Annotated in this window: 21 protein-coding genes; 15 read left to right on the top strand and 6 right to left on the bottom strand. The window is 61.6% G+C overall.

Going from position 1 to position 21,877, the window contains the following annotated elements; genetic code table 11:
* The first annotated feature begins 105 nt into the window (after positions 1–105).
* Positions 106–717 carry a TetR/AcrR family transcriptional regulator gene (locus B097_RS0109950; RefSeq protein ID WP_018582380.1) on the top strand — a complete coding sequence of 204 codons (612 nt, stop codon included), beginning with the start codon at positions 106–108 and terminating at the stop codon, positions 715–717.
* Here the strand turns inward: B097_RS0109950 and yidC are convergent.
* Positions 705–1,832: a membrane protein insertase YidC gene (gene yidC, locus B097_RS12845; RefSeq protein WP_018582379.1), complete on the bottom strand. Its 1,128-nt coding sequence runs from the start codon at positions 1,830–1,832 to the stop codon at positions 705–707. The two genes, B097_RS0109950 and yidC, sit on opposite strands and share 13 nt — an antisense overlap.
* Positions 1,833–1,909: 77 nt before the next feature.
* On the opposite strand from yidC, the gene B097_RS0109940 reads away from it, so the two are divergent.
* Together B097_RS0109940 and B097_RS13590 are read left to right on the top strand one after the other, a co-directional pair.
* Positions 1,910–2,698 carry a class E sortase gene (locus B097_RS0109940; protein ID WP_018582378.1) on the top strand — a complete coding sequence of 263 codons (789 nt, stop codon included), beginning with the start codon at positions 1,910–1,912 and terminating at the stop codon, positions 2,696–2,698.
* Positions 2,699–2,851 carry a hypothetical protein gene (locus B097_RS13590; protein ID WP_018582377.1) on the top strand — a complete coding sequence of 51 codons (153 nt, stop codon included), beginning with the start codon at positions 2,699–2,701 and terminating at the stop codon, positions 2,849–2,851.
* A 4-nt stretch (positions 2,852–2,855) separates the two neighbouring features.
* On the opposite strand, the gene B097_RS0109930 is transcribed toward B097_RS13590, so the two are convergent.
* Positions 2,856–3,416: a DUF2020 domain-containing protein gene (locus tag B097_RS0109930; RefSeq protein WP_115324678.1), complete on the bottom strand. Its 561-nt coding sequence runs from the start codon at positions 3,414–3,416 to the stop codon at positions 2,856–2,858.
* A 46-nt stretch (positions 3,417–3,462) separates the two neighbouring features.
* On the opposite strand from B097_RS0109930, the gene B097_RS0109925 reads away from it, so the two are divergent.
* Together B097_RS0109925 and B097_RS0109920 are read left to right on the top strand one after the other, a co-directional pair.
* Entirely contained in the window at positions 3,463–4,728 is a 1,266-nt protein-coding gene (locus B097_RS0109925) for a sensor histidine kinase (RefSeq protein WP_018582375.1), read from the top strand.
* Positions 4,725–5,363 carry a LuxR C-terminal-related transcriptional regulator gene (locus B097_RS0109920; protein WP_018582374.1) on the top strand — a complete coding sequence of 213 codons (639 nt, stop codon included), beginning with the start codon at positions 4,725–4,727 and terminating at the stop codon, positions 5,361–5,363. The genes B097_RS0109925 and B097_RS0109920 overlap by 4 nt, the downstream gene beginning before the upstream one ends.
* A 31-nt stretch (positions 5,364–5,394) precedes the next feature.
* On the opposite strand, the gene B097_RS0109915 is transcribed toward B097_RS0109920, so the two are convergent.
* Positions 5,395–6,030: a DUF6474 family protein gene (locus B097_RS0109915; RefSeq protein WP_018582373.1), complete on the bottom strand. Its 636-nt coding sequence runs from the start codon at positions 6,028–6,030 to the stop codon at positions 5,395–5,397.
* 89 nt (positions 6,031–6,119) lie between these two features.
* Here B097_RS0109915 and B097_RS0109910 point away from each other — a divergent pair, with 89 nt between their 5' ends.
* On the top strand, positions 6,120–7,652 hold the full coding sequence (locus B097_RS0109910) for a TM0106 family RecB-like putative nuclease (protein WP_237559263.1): 1,533 nt from the start codon (positions 6,120–6,122) through the stop codon (positions 7,650–7,652).
* Between the two features lie 13 nt (positions 7,653–7,665).
* Here the strand turns inward: B097_RS0109910 and B097_RS0109905 are convergent, their stop codons facing one another.
* Positions 7,666–8,838: an MFS transporter gene (locus B097_RS0109905; RefSeq protein WP_040429567.1), complete on the bottom strand. Its 1,173-nt coding sequence runs from the start codon at positions 8,836–8,838 to the stop codon at positions 7,666–7,668.
* A gap of 71 nt (positions 8,839–8,909) precedes the next feature.
* Between B097_RS0109905 and B097_RS0109900 the strand changes: the two genes are divergently transcribed.
* Positions 8,910–9,779 carry a LysR family transcriptional regulator gene (locus B097_RS0109900; protein WP_018582370.1) on the top strand — a complete coding sequence of 290 codons (870 nt, stop codon included), beginning with the start codon at positions 8,910–8,912 and terminating at the stop codon, positions 9,777–9,779.
* 289 nt (positions 9,780–10,068) lie between these two features.
* Here B097_RS0109900 and B097_RS0109895 read toward each other — a convergent pair whose 3' ends face one another.
* Positions 10,069–10,671 (bottom strand): superoxide dismutase, encoded by a 603-nt coding sequence (locus B097_RS0109895; RefSeq protein ID WP_018582369.1) that lies wholly within the window; start codon positions 10,669–10,671, stop codon positions 10,069–10,071.
* Between the two features lie 179 nt (positions 10,672–10,850).
* Between B097_RS0109895 and msrA the strand changes: the two genes are divergently transcribed.
* On the top strand, positions 10,851–11,492 hold the full coding sequence (gene msrA / locus B097_RS0109890) for a peptide-methionine (S)-S-oxide reductase MsrA (RefSeq protein WP_018582368.1): 642 nt from the start codon (positions 10,851–10,853) through the stop codon (positions 11,490–11,492).
* Positions 11,493–11,579: 87 nt separating this feature from the next.
* Positions 11,580–13,214: an alkaline phosphatase D family protein gene (locus tag B097_RS0109885; protein WP_040429566.1), complete on the top strand. Its 1,635-nt coding sequence runs from the start codon at positions 11,580–11,582 to the stop codon at positions 13,212–13,214.
* On the opposite strand, the gene B097_RS0109880 is transcribed toward B097_RS0109885, so the two are convergent.
* Positions 13,180–15,033, bottom strand: a complete 1,854-nt coding sequence (locus B097_RS0109880) for an alpha/beta-hydrolase family protein (protein WP_115324677.1) — start codon at positions 15,031–15,033, stop codon at positions 13,180–13,182. The genes B097_RS0109885 and B097_RS0109880 overlap by 35 nt on opposite strands.
* A gap of 192 nt (positions 15,034–15,225) precedes the next feature.
* Between B097_RS0109880 and B097_RS0109875 the strand changes: the two genes are divergently transcribed.
* From B097_RS0109875 to B097_RS0109850, 6 genes are all read left to right on the top strand, one after another.
* Positions 15,226–16,170 (top strand): L-lactate dehydrogenase, encoded by a 945-nt coding sequence (locus tag B097_RS0109875; protein ID WP_018582365.1) that lies wholly within the window; start codon positions 15,226–15,228, stop codon positions 16,168–16,170.
* A gap of 90 nt (positions 16,171–16,260) precedes the next feature.
* Positions 16,261–18,135 carry a pyruvate kinase gene (locus B097_RS0109870; protein ID WP_018582364.1) on the top strand — a complete coding sequence of 625 codons (1,875 nt, stop codon included), beginning with the start codon at positions 16,261–16,263 and terminating at the stop codon, positions 18,133–18,135.
* Positions 18,135–18,848, top strand: coding sequence for a glycerophosphodiester phosphodiesterase family protein (locus tag B097_RS0109865; RefSeq protein WP_018582363.1), 714 nt, complete (start codon positions 18,135–18,137; stop codon positions 18,846–18,848). The genes B097_RS0109870 and B097_RS0109865 overlap by 1 nt, the downstream gene beginning before the upstream one ends.
* A gap of 34 nt (positions 18,849–18,882) precedes the next feature.
* On the top strand, positions 18,883–19,797 hold the full coding sequence (locus B097_RS0109860; RefSeq protein WP_018582362.1) for a DUF5926 family protein: 915 nt from the start codon (positions 18,883–18,885) through the stop codon (positions 19,795–19,797).
* A gap of 116 nt (positions 19,798–19,913) precedes the next feature.
* A complete protein-coding gene (locus tag B097_RS0109855) occupies positions 19,914–20,867 on the top strand; it encodes a carbohydrate ABC transporter permease (RefSeq protein ID WP_018582361.1) in 954 nt (317 codons plus the stop codon).
* Positions 20,867–21,796, top strand: coding sequence for a carbohydrate ABC transporter permease (locus tag B097_RS0109850; RefSeq protein WP_018582360.1), 930 nt, complete (start codon positions 20,867–20,869; stop codon positions 21,794–21,796). The genes B097_RS0109855 and B097_RS0109850 overlap by 1 nt, the downstream gene beginning before the upstream one ends.
* Positions 21,797–21,877 lie beyond the last annotated feature (81 nt).

Below are 21,877 nucleotides of genomic sequence, written 5' to 3'. Positions count from 1 at the left end.
TCACTATTCGCGAGTGTTTGCAGAAATTGATTGCCCCCATTGGAATGAACGTACCGGTTTGTCTATATTGTTGGGTGAGGTCTAGTTGGAGAAAGGACACCCCTCATGAGCAAGCCTGCATCGAAGCGCCGCAACCGCCCGAGCCCGCGGCAGCGCCTCCTCGAATCTGCCACGCGTCTTTTCTCCACGGAGGGGATCCGCGTCATCGGCATCGACCGCATCCTGCGCGAGGCAGACGTGGCCAAGGCATCGCTTTACTCCCTGTTCGGCTCCAAGGACAACCTGGTCATTGCGTATATCCAGAACTTGGATCGTGAAGCGCGCGAGAAGTGGAGTGAGCGCACCGCGGACATGAAAGACACTGATGAGAAGATCCTCTCCTTTTTCGATATCGCTATCGAGGAGGCGCCGGATCGGGATTTTCGTGGCTCGCACTTCCTGAACGCGGCTACCGAGTACCCCCGGCCAGAGACGGAGTCAGAGGAGGGGATCGTGCAGGCCTGTCTGGAGCACCGTCGCTGGATGCGCCAGACCATGACAGATCTACTGACTAAGAAGAATGGATACCCGTCAGGCACCCAGGCAGACCAGCTGCTCATCTTCCTCGACGGTGGCCTGTCCGGAGCGCGTTTCGTGCGTTCCACCACGCCCATCGAAACCGGCCGCGACCTGGCCAAGCAGATGCTCAGCGCCCCGCCTGCTGATTACTCGATCTGATCGGCCTCACTGGCTGCTTTCTTTTCGGCCTGGGCTTTCCTGCGCGCTTCGAGGCGGGCCCGGGAGCGCTGTTTTTCTAACGCTTTACGACGATCCTTCTCATCCTTCTTAGCTTGGCGCTCAGCCTGTTTTTCGTCGGCAAGCTCACGCCTTACCTGCCCGATCGTGCTGGGGCGAGCAAGCGCGCGGACTTTCCGGGAGCGGCGGTCGCGCTTCTTCTGCTTCTTCTCGGCCAGTTCGGCCTTGGTGTCATCGCGGACGGCGGCGTTGAATTCGCGGTGGGTGTCATCGAGTGGGTAGCGGCGGACCAGCGCGATCCAGAAAATGACGGTTTGGGCGGTGGTCCACAGGTTATTGCCCACCCAGTACATCAACAGGGCAACCGGCAGCGCACCGCTGAAGCCGAGCAGAATAATGAAAAATGGCATGATAAACGCGGTCCACACCATGAACTTCATCAGACCGCGCGATGCCTTCGAGTCCCATTCAAGGGTGGAGTAACCGCGGGCCACACTAATTGCCATGTTGGAAGTGGTGAAGATGGCGGCAAGGATGACTAGCGGGATGATCACTCCGCGCACCTGCTCAGTAGTGGTGCCTAGGGCGGCAAGATCCGCTTCTGCCATGGTGAAGTAGGCGGGCAGCGGGGCGCCGAAGAAATCGGCGGCGCGGAAAGAGGCAATGTCTTCGGCGTTGAGCAGCCCGATATTGTCGGAATGTTCCAGCTGTGGACGGGAGAGCCAGAGCAGCAGTCGATATAGGCCCAGGATCGCCGGGATCTGGATCAGGGGTGGGACACAGCCCGCGGCGGGATGGTAGTCGTACCGCTTGTGCAGCTCCTTGGTTTCGTCCTGTTGCGCTTGAAGTTCTTCCGCCGTCGTTGCTTCTGCGTATTTGCGCGCAATCTTCGCTTTGGCGGGGCGCATTAGTTGGCCCATGCGGCCGGATTTGTACAGCGTCCACGTAAACGGTGCGATCAGGCTGCGGATGGTGATGACCAGGAGGATGATGGAGACCACCCATGCCGTGGAATTGTCCAAGGAAAAGACATCAGCCATGATCCAATGCCAGAACTTCATCACGGCGGAGATGGGGAAGACGAATACCTCAAGCATGGGGTGTGAGCTCCTCCTTGGGGGCAGCTAGGGTAGTGGGCCCGCGCGGTGTCGGGCACGTGGGTTAATGTTAAGCCATGAGCTCCACCCGCAACGACGCACGCCCCCAGCGTCCGACGATCAGCCAGGTCACCGGGGAACTGCTGGTGACTTTTGGCGTAGTTCTGCTCCTCTTTGCCTTCTATGAAGCCTTTTGGACAAACGTGGAAGCAGGGAAACTGCAGGACGAGGCGGCCAGCGACTTGAACGACAAATGGGACCGTACAAACCCGCGCCAACACCACAGGCCGGAGCTGGGCGAGGCGTTTGCGCAGATGTATATTCCGACTTTCGGCTCTGACTATGCCTTTGCCATCATCGAGGGGACGAATGAAGACTCACTGTTGGCCGGGCCAGGCCACTATGAGGAGACACAGATGCCCGCAGAGCCCGGCAACTTCGCGGTGGCGGGGCACCGCGTGGGCAAGGGGGCCCCGTTTAATGATCTTGGCCAGCTGGAATCCTGCGATGCCATCGTGGTGGAGACGGCCACGCAGTGGGTCACCTACAGGGTGTTGCCCATGGGCACAGACCCCGCCGCGCGCGAAGGGGAGGCGTCCGACTGCCTCTCGCCTGACCAGGTCCAGCGGGTGGCCGGCGGCGACTATTCCCATGTCATGGGACGCCACATCACGTTGCCCGGCGATGTCTCGGTGCTGGAGCCACTGCCGGGGGCAAGCAACGCTGAAAACCCGGAACCCGTCATTACGTTGACCACCTGCCATCCCCAGTTCTCTAACGCGGAGCGCATGATTGTGCACGCGATGCAGACTGAGGTGCAGGATAAGTCTGCGGGCACTCCTTCGGCATTCGAGGAGGTGGCCTAGATGTACCAGGCCTTCTGGCGCGCCCTTCCCGGCCCGTGGCCGGTGAAGCTGATCATCACCCTGATTATCCTGGCGGCGGTGTTCTGGCTGCTCATGGATATCGTGTTCCCCTGGGTATCGGCCCAGATGCCCTACACCGATGTAGCGGTCTAACGCCCTAGAGCCCCAGGTTGTTGATGACCTCTTGGGCGACAGTTTCCGCCTTGACGGACTGTTCTTGGTTGGTTGTCACCACGACGGCGGTGGAATCCTTGGACACCGCAAACAGCGCGCCCTCAAGGCCAGGCACCACGCCCTGACCTGCGCGCCCACCCATCCAGTCTCCCGGCAGCTCCGCCGGGTTTGTGATGTCCACCGGCGCGAAGTGATCCACCACGGCGGTGGCCTGCTCCGGGCTGGGCATGTGGCGCACCAGCACCGTCAGCTGCGGCTGCTCGGGGTAGGACCAGTACACGCACGCCGGGGGATCGAAACGCGGGTCCAGCGCCACGCCCGTGATCTTCTGCCCGTTGGTCTGGGCGACCCATTCGTCGTCAAGATAAGGGCAGCTGTCCCAGCTGGTGCGGTCCCCGGCCGGCTGCACAGTTGTGTCCGGCGGCAGAACGTCCTCCTGGGGTGCGCTCGGGGCCGGGGCCGCCTCTTCGCTTGTCGACGATTCCGGCGCGGCAGGAGCCTCGTCGTTAAGCGAGGAACAGGCGGTCAACGTGGCAAAACTCATGCCCGCGATGAGGAGCTTGCGGGTCAGGCTGGGTAGGCTCACAGTCATGAGCACTACTCTAGTTACCCTGGAACGCTCGGCGGTGACCATGTCGAACCGGAAGGCGCTGGATACGGGGATTCATGCACTCACGGTCTCGTTGCTGCTGGTGGCGGTGCTGGCGGCGGTGAGTTATCCGCTGGATCGGGCGGCGATTCACCTTGTGATGACGTTCGTGTTCGGTTTCCTCTACTTCTATGGCTCGTACTATCGCCAGAGTTGGCCGGAGTGGGCGCAGATTTTGTGGCTGTTCGGGATGACGGGGGTGTGGATTATTGAACTCTTTGTCTCCCCGGTGGCCATGTACTGGGTGTTTATCCTGTTTTTCCTGTATCTGCAGGTGATGGATGACTGGCGTGGCATCGCGGCGGTGGTGTTCTCGCTGGCGGTGTCGATCGTGGTCCAGATCCCCCACGGGCTCACTCTGGGAGGGGTGATGGGCCCGGCGGTTTCCGCGGGCGTGGTGCTTGCGATCCACTATTCTTTCCGCACCATCACCCGGATCAGCGCGGAGCGTGAGGCGCTTATCGACGAGCTGGTGGCCACGCGTGAACAGCTGGCAGATACCGAGCGTGCTGCGGGCGTTGCGCAGGAGAGGCAGCGGCTGGCGCACGAGATCCATGACACGGTGGCCCAGGGGCTGTCGAGTATTCAGATGTTGCTGCACGCCGCTGAGCGCGACCTGAAAACGAGCCGCCTGACGGAGGAGGAGCTGGAGCCGCCGCTGCTGAAGATGGAAACGGCGCGCAAATCGGCGGCGGATAATTTGGCTGAGACTCGGGCCATGATCGCGGCGCTTACGCCCGCTAGTCTGGATTCACACTCACTGATCCAGGCGCTGCAGCGCGTGGCCGACAGCTTCAGCACCACCGGCAATATTGACATCTCGGTGGAGACTGACGGGGAGGACAAGATGTTGCCCATGCGCGTGGAGGCGGGGCTGCTGCGTATCGCGCAGGGGGCGACGGGCAACGTGGTCAAGCACGCCGAGGCGAGCAAAGCACGCATCACGCTTACGTTTGGGCAGCAGGAGGTGCGCCTCGACGTGGTGGATAATGGCAAGGGCTTTGACCCGGATGAGGTGCAGGGCCAGCCAGCGGGGCTGGGGCACGTGGGCCTGGCAGCGATGCGCCGCCGAGCAGAGGAATTGGGTGGTGAGTTGGTGGTGGAGTCTACCCCGGGTGGGCCCACTGCGCTGTCTGTAGCCCTGCCGATATCAACTATTGAGGTCGAACCAGGTAGGATCAACCGAAAGATGGAGGAAGATTTATGATCCGTGTTTTGCTTGCCGACGACCACGAAATCGTTCGGCTCGGTCTTCGCGCAGTGCTCGAAGAAGCTGATGACATCATGGTTGTCGGCGAAGTTGCTACCGCTGAAGGGGCTATCGCTACCGCCCAGGCCGGTGGCATTGATGTGATCCTGATGGACCTGCGTTTCGGCGCTGGCGTGGAAGGTACCCGTGTTACCACTGGCGCTGAGGCAACTGCCGAAATTCGTGCCACCATGGATAACCCGCCAAAGGTGTTGGTGGTGACAAACTATGACACCGATGCCGATATTTTGGGCGCCATCGAGGCGGGCGCTGTCGGCTACTTGCTCAAGGACGCTCCGCCAGAGCAGCTGCAGGCCGCGGTGCGCTCTGCGGCGCGCGGCGATCAGGCGATGAGCCCGATTGTGCAGGAGCGCCTAGAGATGCGCGACAAGGCACCGCGCTCCTCGTTGACCCCGCGTGAGCTTGAGGTATTGCAGCTGGTGGCTGGTGGCGCGTCGAACCGCGAGATCGGCCGGGAGCTCATGCTGTCTGAGGCCACCGTGAAGTCCCACTTGGTCCATATCTATGACAAGTTGGGTGTGCGCTCACGGACCTCCGCCGTGGCGTCTGCCCGCGAGCAGGGCGTGCTCTAAATAGCCTTGCCCTCGCTGCGGCAGCGGCGCTTTAGTTCCTGATCTTGGACTGGATCTGCGCTTGCACGCTCTCTAGATCGCTGGCAATGGCGACATGGGAGCGGCGGCGCTGCTCCGGAACCATGTATTCGGCGTTCTCTAGAGCCTTATCCAGGTCGTCGAGACGGTCGTTGACATCCTGCTTGAAGCCGGAGCCCAGCGACGCGGTGGTGTCCACCGTGTTGCGCACACCCTCAAGGCGCGCCTTGAGCTCCGCGCCGTGGCCGGCGTACTGCGCCAGCTGGTCAGAGGTGATGCCTACTTGGTTCGCCTTCTTCTCCAGGTCGCGCTCGCGCAGCGCCGTGATGCCACGGTAGATCAGTGGTAGCACCACCGGGATGGCCACACGCAGTGCGCCCACGTAGCGGTTGGCGGTCTTGCGGTTGAACTTACCCTCGCGGATCTTGTCCAATTCCTGCTGCGCGCGCTTCTGCTCGTGCTTGCGCTTATTCTTTAGCGCCTTCTTCTCCTCCTTCATCAGGCGTTTTTCCGCCTTGTCTAGCAGCTTGTCGCGCTTGTACTGCAGCTTGGCCTCTTCCTTGGCCTCCTGCTTTGCGCGCTTCTTGGCGGCAGCGATCTCGGCCTTGGTCTTGGCGCGGGATTTCCGGATGGTCTCGAACAGGCCCATATAGTTGCTCCTTGAAACGGTTGAGAACTTTCGCTAAGTTTTTCTGTTTCAACCTTACCTGCCAATTGCGATTAGGCTTAGTGCCCGACGTGACACAACACAAGAAAGAACCTCCGCACCACGCCCTCGGCGCCCCTGAGGCCCAGGCCGTGCGCGCTTCTGACCTCGTCGGATGCCGGTACCGGCTGCGGCAGCGCCTAGAGTATCCGGAAGTTGGGCCCACGGATTCGGGTATCGCGCGTGCCGAACGCCTGCAGGCGGCCCGCGATGTCGTGTATGCCGCCCTTCCGACCGCGCCCGCATTGGGCGATGGCCGCCGGCGCCGCTTCCAGCGCGTCGACATCCCTGCGGATCTTCCCGCCGATCCCGCCGACGTCGAGGATCAGACCCGCCAGGCTCTCCGCACCCGCGCCCACTTGATCACTAACGCGCGGCTGTCTGGGCGTATCGACGACCACCCTGTTACCGTCCACATCGATGTTCTGGTGCGGACGCCCGCCAATACGTACCGGCCAGTGATGGTGTCCAACCATAGAGTGGCGCGCCCCGCCGAGAAGGCCACGATGCAGGCGGTCAGCACCGCGCGACTGGGGTTGGGGTCGCTGATCACGGTGAACGCTAAGCAGCGACACCACACCGTGGACGGGTACCGCGTGGCCCTAGCCGCCCTGCTGCTCGACCAGCTGGGTCTTGCGGATCCCCTCGCCGGAGTGATCGGCCAAGACCGCAGCCTGGCATATTTTGCCCCAGTCGTTCCTTATGCAGAAGCCGTGCGCGAAGCCCTTGCTCAACCTACGCCGCAGGAACCCGTGCGACTGAAACAATGCGCCTCCTGCCGGTTCTGGGAGTTGTGTGAGCCTGAGTTGGTGGCGGCCGATGAGATCTCCCTGGTCTTCCCCGGCGAGCGCGCCCGAGTCTTCCGCGATCGCGGTATCCACACGATTGAAGGGGCCATCGAAGCAAACCTGGGCGAGCCCTCTGCGGTGGCCCGCGCATGGCGCGACGGCATCCCGGTACTGTCCCGCCATGACCGGCCCGAGGTGCCACGCGCAGACGTGGAGATTGACATTGATATGGAGGCTTACCTTGACCAAGGCGCCTACCTGTGGGGAGCTTTCGACGGCAGCACGTACCGCTGTTTTGTTACCTGGGAGGACGTGGGCGGCTCGGCAGAAGCTCACAATTTCACTCAATTCTGGCAGTGGCTGATGGGTGTTCGTCGTCAAGCACACGCGGAGGGCAAGACGTTCCGCGCCTACTGCTACGCGGCCGGCGGCGAAAATCATTGGCTGCGGGCGTCTGCGCGCCGCTTCGCCGAGGTGGACGTGGGCGAGGTCAACGCGTTTATCGCTTCCGAGGAGTGGGTCGACGTGTTCGCGCATGTGCGCCGTCACCTCGTCGGTGTGGACGGGCTGGGACTGAAGGTGGTTGCGCCCCTTGCCGGTTATGACTGGGAGGATGATGTCGACGGTGAAGCGTCGATAGCTTTGAGGCGATTGGCCCGCCAAGGCGACGCTGAGGCACAGGCGATGCTGCTGCGCTATAACGAGGACGATTGCCGCGCCACCCGCGCCGTCCGCGAATTTCTGGACGCCGGCGCGCCGGGCGTGCCGCGGGTGTAACTTAGCGCTGGTTTTAGCGCTTGGCCCGCGCCGCCGTCACCGCGAGGACAGCGAGCAGTACGACGAGGATCGCAGCGAGCGTGCCCACGAATTCTGGCCAGCTCGCGCGTTCAAACACCCAGCCGGTGGCTGCGCCCACCAGCGATGAGCCCGCGTAATAGGAGAAGGTGTACATGCTGGAGGCCTCGGCACGATTAGTCGTTGCTGTGGCTCCCACCCATCCCGATGCTGTGGAGTGCATCGCGAAGAAGCTGGCAGTGAACACGAAGAGGCCGGCGATGGCCACCCACAAGCTGTTCGAGATGCACGCCAGCGCACCGCACAACATCAAGGCGGCGCTGGCGAGGATCACCGCCGAGCGCCCATAGCGGTTGATCAGGTTGCCGGCCTGCGCGCTGGAAACCGTGCCGGACAAATACATGACGAACACCAGCCCTACCAGTGAAGGGGCCAGCCCGAAGTGGTCCACCATGCGGAAGCCGAAGAAGTTATATAGCGACACGAAGGTACCCATGCCCAAAAACGCGGTGAGGAACAGGGTGACCAGGAGAGGGTTGCGTAGGTGGCCGACCATCGCGCGCAGCTCGCCCAACAGGCTGATGCTTTTCGGGGTGAAGTTGCGCTGCCGGGGCAAAAGCAGCGCCATGATGATGGCGAAGACCAGCGCGACGATGCCGGTGCCCATCAACGCCCAGCGCCAGGTGGTGAACTCGAGCAGTCCGGCGGGGATCAGGCGGCCGGTCAGCCCGCCAACTGTGTTGCCGGCGATATAGAGGCCCATCGCGCCGGGCAGGTCGTCGGCGTGGATCTCTTCGCTCAGCCACGCCATGGCGACTGCCGGGGTGCCGGCCACCAAGGCGCCTTGGAGTGCGCGCAGCGCGATCAGTTGGCTGGCGTCCTGAGCAAGCGGCAGCACGAGGCCAAGCGCGGTGGCTGCGAGCGCGGAAATGATCAGGACTCGCCCGCGGCCGAATCTTTCGGAGAGGATGGAGGCCGGTACCACGCAGATGGCAAGTGCTCCCGTGGCGGCGGAGATGGTCCAGGCGGCCTCGGTGGGGGTGATGCCCATGTCGTCGACAAGCGTGGGCAGCAGGGCCTGGGTGGCGTAGAGCGTGTTGAAGATGGCCAGGCCCACGGTGAGCATCGCCAGTGTTGCTCGTCTGTAGGCCGTGGTTCCTTTGCGCATGAGCACTATTGTGGTCCGGCAGGAACGATTCGTACAATGCCGATCTTGGTCATTTGTGATTCACTTTTAGCATGAAGCCAGAAGACATCGAGGGGTTCCTTGCCGTCGCGCGGACCGGGCACCTCAGCGCGGCGGCAGACGCGCTGGGGATCCCGCAGCCCACCCTGACCCGCCGCGTTCGCCGCGTAGAGGACTTTGCGGGCGCCGCTCTTTTTGATCGTTCACACGGGATGGCCCTCAACGGGCGCGGCCGGGCCTTCTTCGGCTACGCGGAACAGGCGCTAGGGCAGCTGCGCAGCGGCCGCATGCAGGTCGCCCGCCTCATGGACCCAGAGCGCGGCACCGTCCGGCTGGACTTCATGCATTCCCTAGGCACGTGGATGGTGCCGGACCTCCTCCGCGAGTATCGCGCCGACCATCCGGACGTGGAGTTCATCTTGCATCAGGGCCCCGCGAATGAGTTGGTCGCGCGTGTGCTTAACGACGACACCGACGTGGCTCTCGTCGGCCCGCAGCCTATCGATGACGGACTGTGCTGGCAGCAGCTCACCCGTCAGCGGTTGGCGGTGGCCTTTCCTGCCGGCACGGTTGAGGAGGGGCCGGTCTACCTAAGCGAGGTCGCCGATATGCCGTGGGTGGGAATGCTGCCCGGCTACGGCACCCGCACGCTGCTTGATGGTTTGGCGGGTGAGGCCGGATTCGTTCCGCGCCTGGTGTTTGAGTCCATGGAACTAACCACCGTTGCGGGGCTGGTCTCTGCGGGTCTGGGGGTTGCGCTGTTGCCGATGGATGACCCATACCTGGCGGTCTCTGGTGTCACGTTGCGTGAGATTAGCCCGCCTGCATTTCGTGATCTGGGCGTGGTGTGGCGTGAAGGTGCCTCGCCTGCGCCGCCGGTGGATCAGTTCCGAGAATTCGTCCTGAGCTGCAACGATGGGTGATCCACGATTTAAGGCACAAAAATGTTTCAAAAATCCTTGACTTAGGGTTACCTAACTTCGTATACTCGTTTTCAGCGCTGATTTTCGAATCGCGTGATCCAGATGGGTAGGGCCCAGGCACCTCCAGAGGCCGGGCTATTGGTAGGGAAATCGCCGTCTGATGCACCTTGACGTGGTAGCGGGGTACATCGGGCGGCGATTTCTTTAGCTTGAAACTTAAAAAGGGCTGGGGACGGGAAGACCCCCAAACCCGAAAGGGTTCAGGGGTTGATCCTAAAGGGGAGAAGGTTTACTTCTTTGCCTCTGCGTAACGCTCTGCAACGTCGTCCCAGTTGAAGACGTTCCAGACAGCCTTTACGTAGTCAGCCTTGACGTTCTTGTACTGCAGGTAGAACGCGTGCTCCCACATGTCCAGCATCAGCAGTGGGGTGAAGTTAACAGAGATATTGCCCTGCTGGTCGGTCAGCTGCTCAATGATCAGGCGGCCAGCAATGTGGTCGTAGCCCAGAACAGCCCAGCCGGAGCCCTGCAGGCCAGTAGCTGCTGCGGAGAAGTGAGCCTTGAACTTCTCGAAGGAGCTGAAGTCCTTGTTGATAGCCTCTGCAAGCTCACCGGTTGGCTCGCCGCCACCGTTTGGAGAGAGGTTCTTCCAGAAAATGGTGTGGTTGGTGTGGCCACCCAGGTTGAACGCGAGGTTCTTGGACAGTGCGCGGATCTTGTCAGCGTTTGCCTCACCGTTGCGCTCTTCCTCGAGTGCCTCGAGTGCAGCGTTAGCGCCAGCAACGTAGGTTGCGTGGTGCTTGGAGTGGTGCAGCTCCATGATCTCTGCGGAAATGTGTGGCTCAAGTGCGTCATATGCGTAATCGAGCTCTGGTAGTTCGTAAACAGCCATTCTAAAAATCCTTTCGTAGAATTGTTCGTCCTCGTTAGCACAAGTAGGAACTTGGCTAGAAATAAGGTCGTGACACCCATGATAGGCAAGTTTGAAAATTTCGCCACCATTTTTTGGTAATACCTAAATTCGGGGCTGTGAGCTGGAACAAAAGCCGACTAACAGGCGTTGAATACAGTATGTTCGATATCTTCCGTCCTACTCCCGAACTCGTCGCACCCGAGCGCACCCTCCCAGGCCGTGAGCGGCCGGTTCTGCCACAGCCGAAGCCACACGCTGTGTTGGGAACCCCCATCACCGGCCCGTGGCGCGAAGGCCAAAGGAGGCTGATCATTGGCATCGGCTGCTTCTGGGGCGTGGAAAGAATGTATTGGCAGACAGAAGGCGTGGAAGGTACGTCGGCGGGCTACGCCGGCGGCCAGACCCCGAACCCCACGTACCGCGAAGTCTGTTCTGGCATGACCAACCACACTGAAGTCGTCGAAGTCGTCTACGATCCCGAACGCGTGAGCCTCAAGGAGCTGGTGCGCATGGCGATGGAGGCGCACGACCCCACCCAGGGCTACCGTCAGGGCAATGACGTGGGCACCCAGTACCGCTCCGCCTTCTACACGGATACAGAAGAGGAAGCAGAGCAGATCCGCGAGTGGATCAGCCAGTACCAGAGCGCGCTTAACGACGAAGGCTTCGGCGCCATCACCACTGAGGTCGAGGCCCGCGTGCCGTATTACTTGGCAGAAGATGAGCACCAGCAGTACCTGCACAAGGTGCCCAATGGCTACTGCCCGCACCACTCCACCGGTGTTGCCTGCACGATCTAGGCCAGCGGCTGGTAACCACGCGTTTACCTGCATGAACTTTGGCTAACCAGCGCTGCGGAATCTGCCCCGGCGGGCCACAATGCAGCTGTGCGTTGGTTGCAGCGAAAGAAGATCTCGCGTCGCCACCTCCTGCGGGGCATCACCGGCACAAGTGTCGTGGCGGGCGCGGCCGTTGCGCTACCCATTTCAGAGCGGAAGTCCCAACTAGTCGGGCGGGCGTCGGCAAGCCCTCCCGCCCCGCACTACACCTTCATGCATGGGGTGGCCTCGGGCGACCCGCTGCCCACCAGCGTAATTCTCTGGACGCGCGTAACGCCTGAGCCGGGCGCGTACCCAGGCTCGAACCTTGGACCTGCGACGGAGGTGGCGTGGGAGGTCGCCACCGATCCAGACTTTCACACGATCGTCCGCGCGGGATCACTGATGACCAGCGTGACCGCGGACCACACCGTTCACGTGGACCCCTTCGGCCTGGAGCCGGCGACCACCTACTTTTATCGTTTTCACGCGCTGGGCGAGACCTCTCCCGTCGGCACCACGCGCACCGCTCCCGCCGCGGACGCAACGCCTGAGCAACTGAGCTTGGCCGTGTGTAGCTGCGCGAATATGGAGTCCGGCTATTTTCAGGCCTACCAGGACATCGCGGACAACGCCGCCCACTTCGACGCCGTGGTGCACATGGGCGATTACCTCTACGAGTTCGCCTCAGGCGAGTACACCGGCAAGCATGGCATCACCCGCCCGCACGAGCCCCGCAACGCACTGGTCACCCTGTCTGATTACCGCCAGCGCTACGGCGCTTATCGACGAGACCCCTCCCTCCAAGCAGCGCACGCCGCACTGCCGTGGGTGGTGACATGGGATGACCACGAGATCGCCGATAACGCCTGGTCAGGCGGCGCCTCCAACCACGGTGAAGGCCAAGGCGACTGGGCTGCCCGCCGCGCCGCCGCAATGCAGGCCTATCTGGAATGGCTGCCGGTGCGAGGAGGAGCCCCAAGCGAAGGCGGCCTCATCTACCGCACGCTGTCCTTTGGCCAGCTGGCTGATCTGCACATGCTGGACCTGCGTTCCTACCGTTCCGCGCCGGGCGTGTTCCACCCGGCCCAGCGCGGGGACACGGAACGCACCATCATGGGGGCTGAGCAGTTTCAGTGGCTGCGGCAGCGGCTGGAGTCCTCGACCGCACGGTGGGATGTGATCGGTACCAGCGTGATGATGGCCCCACTCAACCTCAACCCGCTGGACATCGGGATCGCCGGGGTGGTCGCTGACATGGTGGGGATGGATGCGGCCGGAACCCCCGTCAATCTTGACCAGTGGGATGGCTACGAAGCGGACCGCCTGAAACTCCTGTCCGCGTTGGAAGGGCACACCCTTTTTCTCACCGGCGATATCCACTCGGAGTGGGCTAACGAAATTCACCACGCCGGCCGCACCGTGGCTGCAGAGCTGGTGTGTTCGTCGATAAGCGCTGCGAACGTAGACGACGTTCTGGGGCTACCGCAGGGATCGCCGGTGTCGCGCGCGGCCGAACGCGTTGTGTGTGGGCATAATCCGCACGTCAAGCATGTAAATTTGGATGTGCATGGCTATGCGTCGGTGCGCATCGACGAGCACTCTTGCCAAATGACGTGGTGGCGGGTGGAGGATGTGGAAAGGTCAGGGGCCGCCGTCCACCAGGGGCCTACGCTTTCTTACGACGGAGCATCTCTGGGATAGGTACTGTCTCATTGCGCACGCGGTGCATGTCGCGGCGGATCCAGCGCCCCATCCGGCGGAACTGGGTAGCGCTGATCTCCACGTCGAGGACCGCGCACCAGTACGCGATCACCTCGTCGCGATACACATGCCCGTGCCCGGGCTGGAAATGCAGCGAATTCACCTGGTCAAGACCCACCTGCCACCCGGTGATGAAGGGCACCCAGCGCAACCCCTCGAACACGTCGAGCTCCTGGGCATCCGGGGCGGGCACACCACGCGAACCGGGCTCACGCAGCCAATCCGGCTGGCGCCACAGCAGTTCCCAGTCCCACCACACCACTGGGTCGGAGGCGTGCTGGGCAAACACCACGCGCGGGAACTCCCACTGATTCGCGTAGTCGTGGCCAGCGAAGTCGTGCTCGAGGTGGCTCGGGGTGGCGGTGAAACGGATGTGCTTTCCGCCATCGATGACGGGAAGCCGCTCGATCGACTCGGGGTCGCGCCGTCTCGTCAGCTCCGCGTGCATCTGGGTAAAGCCGGGGGCGCCGGTGAATATGGCACCGTCGACAGCGCTGAGCAGCTCCACGTCGTCGGCGAAGGAATCCGCGATGCCATAGGCTCCCAAGGACTCACCGGCGACGTAGAAGGTTGGGCGCTGGGCCTCGTCGATAAGCGACAGGCGCTCCCTGAGTGCCGAAATGAGCACGCGTGACGACGATACCGGCGTGGTTCTATCCGCGATATAGGAGACGGCCGATGGCATGAAGGAATACTGCATGGAGACGACGGCGCAGTCGCCACGGTGGAGAAATTCGAAAGGGCTGGTGACGAAGTCGTTGAGCCAGCCGGTGCCGGCGGAGGTCATCATCACGATCGCGGAGCGTTCGAAAGCGCCGGTCCGGTCCATTTCGGCGAGCAGAAGCTCGATTTGCTGTTCGGGGCTGCGGCCGTCGCCGAGCCCGATGTAGATGCGGATTGGTTCTTGGGCCTGGCCGCCCATGACCAAGGTGATATCGCGGGCGCGTGGACCCCCGGAGACAGCAGCGCGGCCCTGTCGGCCCAGGTTGGACCAGCGTTCTAGAGAGGAGCGGGAACCGGAGCGTTCCCCCTCCGATGGGCGGGAAGAGCCGGGCATGACCTGCAGATTGAGTTCTTGGGCGCGTTTATATGCTCGCGAGAGCCAGCGGCGCAGGAACAGTTTGTCCACCATGTAGTAGCTGGCGAGCGTCACAGCAATGAGCGCCATTGGCCAGCTGACCACCGGGGGCAGGAAACGGCGGAGCTGGTGGTCGGTGCGGTCGATGGAATTTTGAATGGTCTCGCCGACGAGCAGGAGTACTCCGTAGCCGATCGTGCCGACGACGATCCCGGCGATGGAGCTGCGTACCGTGAGTGGTTGGGTCGAACGGGCGAGGCGGACTTGCGTGCGGTGGCGTTGCGGGGCGCGCAGGGCGACGATCGCCGTGGTCACGCCCATGCCGACGTGTAGGACGGCGTTGATATTTCTCAAGGATTTCAGCGTGGGGCCACGCCCGATGCGGCGGCGCACGCGGCGTGAGAGGAAGCGGAACCCGGTGGCCACCGCATGGCCGAAGCCCTGGCTGATGGCCACGTTGGCGGCGGTGACCCACCACTTGCGCGGTAAGAGGGAAGGGGAGAGGGCCCACCATGTGGCGGCCTCTGCTCCCAGCAGGCCGGAGCCCATGTTCTCGGGGAGGCGGCGGGTGCCTCGCATGCGGAACCCCGGGGTGAGATCGATATAGATTTCCAGGCCGAATTGTGCGGCTTTCACCGCGCCTAGTGCGATGCGTGTTGCCACCCGCGAGGTCATGCTCATGGTAGCCATTGTGGCAGAACTTTCTGTGGAGCGCTTCGCGCATAAACACACAATCAAAAGTCCGGTTTTGTCCAAGTGTGTCCGAACAGACATTCTTTCGCGCTGCCCGAGAATGAGAATTGGTCCATAATGGAAGGTGTAAGGCATTAATCGGATCAATCCGGCCATTGGTCGGAGAAAGTCGAACCTCATATGAAGCAGATTGTTGGCAACAAGGTAGTTTTGATCGGCGCAGGCGACGTGGGCGTCGCTTACGCATATGCACTGGTAAACCAGGGCACCGTGGACCACTTGGCCATCATCGACATCGATGAGAAGAAAACCGAAGGCAACGTGATGGACCTCAACCACGGCGTGGTCTGGGCCCCATCCGCAACCAAAGTCACCGCCGGCACCTACGCAGACTGCGCAGATGCATCCCTGGTGGTCATCTGTGCCGGCCGCGGCCAGCGCCCAGGCGAGACCCGCCTTGAGCTGGTCGAGGGCAACCTGAAAATCATGGAGAGCATCGTGGATGAGGTGCTGGCCAATGATTTCGAAGGCATCTTCTTGGTGGCCTCCAACCCGGTGGACATCCTCACCTATGGCGTGTGGAAGTACTCCGGTTTCCCTTCGGACCGCGTGATCGGTTCGGGCACCATCTTGGACTCCGCCCGCTACCGCTTCATGCTGGGTGAGATGAAGGATGTCTCCCCGATGTCGGTGCACGCCTACATCATTGGTGAGCACGGCGACACCGAGCTCCCCGTGGTCTCCACGGCGACCGTCGGCGGTATCCAGCTGCGTCGCCAGGTGGAGGAAGAGCCCGGCTACGCGGAGAAGATTGAGAAGATTTTCGAGGAAACCCGCGACGCTGCCTACACCATTATCGATGCGAAGGGGTCCACCTCCTACGGCATCGGCATGGGGCTTGCGCGCATCACCCGCGCCATCGTGCAGAACCAGGGTGTGGCCCTGCCAGTCTCCGTGATGCTGGATGGCGAATATGGCGAAGAGGACATTTACATCGGCACCACCGCCATCATCGACGGCAATGGTGTACGCCGCGTGGTGGAGCTGGACCTGAACGATCACGAGCGCGAGCTGTTCAAGCACTCGGTGGACACTCTGCGTGAGATCAAGGACGCCAACTTCTAATCTCCTCGGGCAACCTCGCATACCCTGCGAGGTTGCCGTTTGCAGTGCACAATAGGTGGTGATCTTTCTTCTCAAAGGAGCGCCACCTTCATGCAAAATTTCGTCAATGAACTGATCCCGCAGCTTGATCACGTGATCGAAGATCTGCACCATGAAGCCGAGGAACAACAGGGGGCCATCGCCCGCGTTGCTGAGACCCACAAGCACGGTGCGACGAACTTGGTGCACTACACCAAGCTGCGCGGCCACGACGTGCGAAAGCTGCAGGCAGAACTGTCGTCTTTAGGTGCAACACGCTTAACGACGACGGAGCCTGCCGTGATGGCGCGCCTCTACGCCGCGCACAACGTCTTAGACGCATACTCCGGCAACGAACTGACCTATCCCGCTGAGGCGATGGCTGACGCTTTTGCGCGTGCTGACGACATCCTTGAGGAACACGCCGAAAGACTGTTTGGCCCCACCAATGAGAGCACGCACTCCCGCATCATGGTCACTCTGCCTGCGGAGGCGGCCGATGATCCAGACATGGTGCGCGAATTCGCCGAGGCCGGCATGGAGCTCGCCCGCATCAACTGTGCGCATGACGATGCTGAAGCGTGGCGCAAGATGATCGACAATGTCCACGCAGCAGCGGAGGCCGTCGGGCGAGAGATCCGCGTCTCCATGGACCTGGCCGGCCCGAAGGTGCGCACCGGCGACATCGAGCCGGGGCCTGCTGTGATCCGGGCACGCGTGACGCGCGATGACGCTGGCCAGGTGGCCACCCCGGCCCACATTTTCCTCTCCGCGCACGGCTCCCCGATCCCGCCCGCACCAGAGGTGGAGGGCCGCCCCGGTGTGAGCCTGCAGGTAGAGCCCGGATGGTTGAGTGACCTAGAAATCGGCTCCGTGATCACGTTCCGGGATTCGCGCAACTCCAAGCGCCGCTTCACCGTGCGCGAGATCCGCGAGGACGGCCTGGTCATCGCGCGTGGCAACAAGAACGCTTATATCGCCGCCAATACATTGATGCAGCACAACTGGGAGCGCACCCGCGTGTGGGGCGTACCGCCCGTGGAGCAGAAGATCCGCCTTTACCCAGGCGATACCTTGGTGCTGACCACGTCGCAGGAACCCGCGGTTGTGCGGGAAGGGGAGCCCACCACCATTGGCTGTACCGCGCCTGAGGTCGTGGAGGCTCTTGATGTGGGCCACGAAGTCCTCTTTGATGACGGTGCAATTGCGGCAGAGGTCGTCGGCAAGCGAACGCACGATGCGCACACCGAGGCTGTACTGCGCATCACGAGGGCCAAGGAAAATGGCACAAACCTGCGCGCCTACAAGGGGATCAACCTCCCGGACACGGATATTCCGCTGCCGAGCCTGACCGAGGAAGACATTGCGGCGTTTAAGTTTGTGGCGCACAACGCGGAGATCGCTGCGGTGTCTTTCATTCGCACGCCGGAGGATGTGCAGAACGCGCTGGATATCCTGGAAGGTTTCGCTGTGGAAGCGGAAGAGGCGAACGACGAGGCGCTGGCTGAGCGGATCCGCAACCTGGGCATTGTGCTGAAGATTGAGACCATTCCCGCCTATGAGCAGCTGGCCAGCGTGCTGCTGGAAGGGATGCGTCACCCGAACCTGGGCATCATGATCGCGCGCGGCGATCTGGCCGTGGAGTTGGGTTTTGAGCGTATGGTGGAGGTCCCGCGCCTGATTGCCTCTCTGGCGGAGGCGGCACACGTGCCGGTGATCATGGCCACCCAGATCTTGGAGAACCTGGCGAAGGACGGGTTGCCGTCGCGCGCCGAGATGACCGACGTGATGTACGCCCTGCGCTCTGAGTGCGTCATGCTGAACAAGGGGCCGCATATTACGGAGGCGATCCGGATTCTGGAGCGCGCTTCGCACAAGCTGGGCCATTCGCAGCGCAAGAACCGCCAGTTGCTGCGCCGTATTTCTAGTTGGGAGAATGCACTTTAATGAAAATCGTTGCTCACCGTGGCTATTCGGGAAAGTATCCGGAGCTGTCCTTCCGCGCTTTTGAGGAGGCGCTGAAGCTACCGATCGACGGCATCGAGTGTGACGTGCGCCTGACGCGTGACGGCAAGGTCGTCGTCCAGCACGATAAGACGATCGACCGCACCTCCGACGGCACTGGGCTGGTGGCAAAGATGGATTTCGCGGAGTTGCGCAAGGTGAACATCGGTACGCCGGAAGATCCGCAGCAGATCATGCTTCTCGACGAGCTCCTCGAACTCCTTCAGGACTATCCCGACAAGGAGCTGTACCTAGAGACGAAGCACCCGACCCGTTTCGGCAGTGAGATTGAGGAGCAGGTGGCGCTGCGTCTGCGCTATGCGGGGTTGCACGAGGACCCGCGCGTGTCTCTGATTTCTTTCGCGCGCGCCGCGATCCGCCGGTTCACTGCGCTGCTGCCCGCGCTGGACAGTTATTACTTGATTGATCCGCGCGACCGTATTTTCAGGTCCACCCGCCGATTGTTCTGCGCCCCGGTTGGCGTGGGGCCGTCTGTTGCCCAGGCGAAGAGCGAGCAGGACGTGGTGGGACTGGGCGGGTTGCCCACCTATATTTGGACGGTCGACGAGCCGGAAGACATGGTGTGGTGCCGCGATGCGGGCGTGGATGTTCTAGCCACGAACCTTCCGGAGTTGGCCCTGGAGACGTTGCGCTAGGAGCGCTGCCAATGCGTGCTGTAGATTAGGGCGCATGGCGAAAAAGAATCGTAAGAAGAAGGACCAGCTGCCTGAGGGCATGAGCCGCCGTCAGGCAAAGCTGGCCGCACGCGCCGCTGAGCGCGAAGCCCTGCAGAAAGACCCACGCCCTTATAAGGGACTAGCTGCCGAGGCAGACCTGGTTGCCCTGCAGGAATTCGTTCCTTCCGCGGAGGCGAAGCTTGAGGTGAAGGGCACCCCGGTCACGATCGCGACCGTCCTGCCTGGCGCTGGGGCCGCAATGGTGCGTAGCGACGAAGAAGGTGGCGAGCGCCTCGTCGCCCTGCAGGCCCAGAAGCGTTCCCACAACCCGGGCCGCGACTTGGCCTATGCGCTGAACTGGGTGCTGGAAGCAGCCAGCGGCGACTCTTTGGAGTCTGCCGTTGCAGACGGCAGCCAGCCTGCGATCACCGACCTGATCGCTGCCGACGCCACGCTGGACATCACCGAGCACGACGATTTCAACTGGTGGTTCAGCAACGCCAGCGGTGTACCACTAGAGATTCAGCAGGCGCTGCAGCGCGCTAATGAGGCAATCATCCCTTCGCGCCAGGTGGCCAAGGATCTGCCCGGTTCCATCTGGTGGGTTAACCCCGGTGGCGGCAAGGCGCACATTCGTTGGGTCCGCACCGAGGACAACGAAAACCAGATGCTTAATGCGTTGGCACGTATCGCGGCGCGCGAGGAATTGAACCTCGGCGAGGGCTCCAAGTTCGCCGGTGCTTTCCGCACGCACGGTTTGGTGGTGCCAGTGTTCGACCTTGATCCTGAGAAGGATGCTGATTCCTACGACGACGCTCTTGCGGCGCTGGATAAGGCGATCACCACCGAGTATGACAACGACGCGCAGCTTAACGCCGACGAGCGTAAGCAGCTGGACAACATTAAATCCCGCCAGGTGACCATCTAGTTAGTGCGTTATGTAGCGAAAGTAAACTTTATGCGCGATTTAATTCGTCATATGTTTCCTTTTCGCACCCCGGAATTTAACCGCTAGGACACTTGGGATCCTTAGGGTTCCAATTCATGTCCAGTATGATTCCCGCCGTGACCGAGGCGCCACGGGTCAACGAGGAATACGCGCAGACTCACACGAAGAAGCGCTCCTCAGTTGACTGGCGTCAGGTCGCTCTTGCTGCGTTGTTGGTAGGGCCAAACTTGGTCCTGCTGTTGATCTTTACCTACCGTCCCCTGATCGATAACATCAGGCTGTCTTTTTACCATTGGAATATTTCTTCCTACAACCAAACATTCGTTGGGTTCGATAACTACATCGAGTGGTTCACTTCCGATGACACGGCACGAGTGGTGTTTAACACCGTCGTGTTCACCTTCTTCGCTGTGGTTGGGTCCATGGTCATCGGCCTGGCGCTTGCGCTCCTGCTTGACCAGAAGCTTTTCGGTCGCGGGGCAGCGCGCGCAATCGTGTTCGCGCCCTACGTCATCTCGGGCGCGGCTATTGGTGTGGCCTTCCAGTTTGTGTTCGACCCACGCTACGGCCTGATCCAGTACTTCCTGAACCTCCTTGGCCTCGACGTGCCAAACTTCTACCAGAACTCCAACTGGGCACTGTTCATGATCACGGTGACCTACATCTGGAAGAACGTCGGCTACGTCTTCGTCATTTACTTGGCCGCCCTGCAGGGCCGTCGCGATGACCTGGACGAGGCCGCAGAAATCGACGGTACTTCGGCGACGCGCCGTTTCTTCCGCGTGCTGATGCCTCAGCTGCGTGGCACCACTTTCTTCCTCTCCATCACGGTGCTGCTGAACTCTTTCCAGGTCTTCGACATCATCAACGCTATGACCAAGGGCGGCCCGTACGAGTACGGCACCTCCACCATGGTGTACCAGGTGTACCAGGAGACCTTCGTTAATGGTCGTGCAGGCTACGGTGCCGCGGTTGCGACCATCATGTTCCTGGTGGTTCTGGTGATTACCGCCATCCAGGTCCGAGCACAGGAGAAGGGGAACGACTAATGACTGCTCCAGAACGCTCTCTTCCACCAGTACCTGGCTCCCAAGGCCAGGGCGACCCCGTGATCACCGAAAAGCAGCGCCACCGCAAGGGCGTAGGCGTTGATAACTCGTCGACAGCAGGCAAGATCATCGGCTACATCGCCTTGATCCTGACTATTCTGGTCATCCTCGTACCTCTGTACTTCATCGTGATTACCTCGCTGAAGTCATACGAAGATGTCTATGCCGACCCGATCACGTGGTGGCCAAACCCAATCGAATTCTCCAACTACACCCGCGTCCTCCAGGTGTCTGGTTTCCTCGACTACCTGCGTAACTCGGTGATCATCACCTCCATCCTGACCATCGTGGAGGTGGCACTGGGTGTACTCAGTGCCTACGGTTTCGCGTTCCTGCGTTTCCCGGGCCGCAACCTGCTCTTCCTCGCAGTGATTGCGACCTTGATGGTCCCGAACCAGATCACCATTATTTCCAACTATGCGCTGATCGCTGAGATGGGCCTGCGCAATACCTATATGGGTGTGATCCTGCCGCTGGCCGCCGTGGCCTTCGGCACGTACCTGATGCGTAACCACTTCCTCAGCCTGCCGAAGGAAATCATGGAAGCCGCGGCAATGGACGGTGCAGGTTTCTTCACCACGCTGTTCAAGGTGGTCCTGCCCATGTCCTGGCCAACGCTTTCTGCGTTCATTCTCATCACGGTGGTGGGCGAGTGGAACCAGTACCTGTGGCCATTCCTGATCACTGACACCGCGGCCACCGCGCCGCTGCCAGTTGGTCTGACGCGACTGCAAGACCAAGAGGGCCTCACCAACTGGGGTCCAGTGATGGCAGGCACGGTGCTTACCACGCTGCCAATGCTCGTGGTCTTCCTCATCCTGCAAAAGAACATGATCAAGGGCCTGACCGCCGGTGCGGTGAAGGGATAAGGCGCCCACGCGCCAAACACCGGGGAGACCCGGGCCCACTACTCAACCCCCTCTTAAATTCTTGACCTGATCTAAAAGGAG

This window comes from Corynebacterium pilosum DSM 20521 = CIP 103422 (genome assembly GCF_000373805.1).
Lineage (GTDB): Bacteria > Actinomycetota > Actinomycetes > Mycobacteriales > Mycobacteriaceae > Corynebacterium > Corynebacterium pilosum.
The sequence above is the reverse complement of the archived record's forward strand: the minus strand, read 5'-3'. Positions and strand labels throughout refer to the sequence as shown.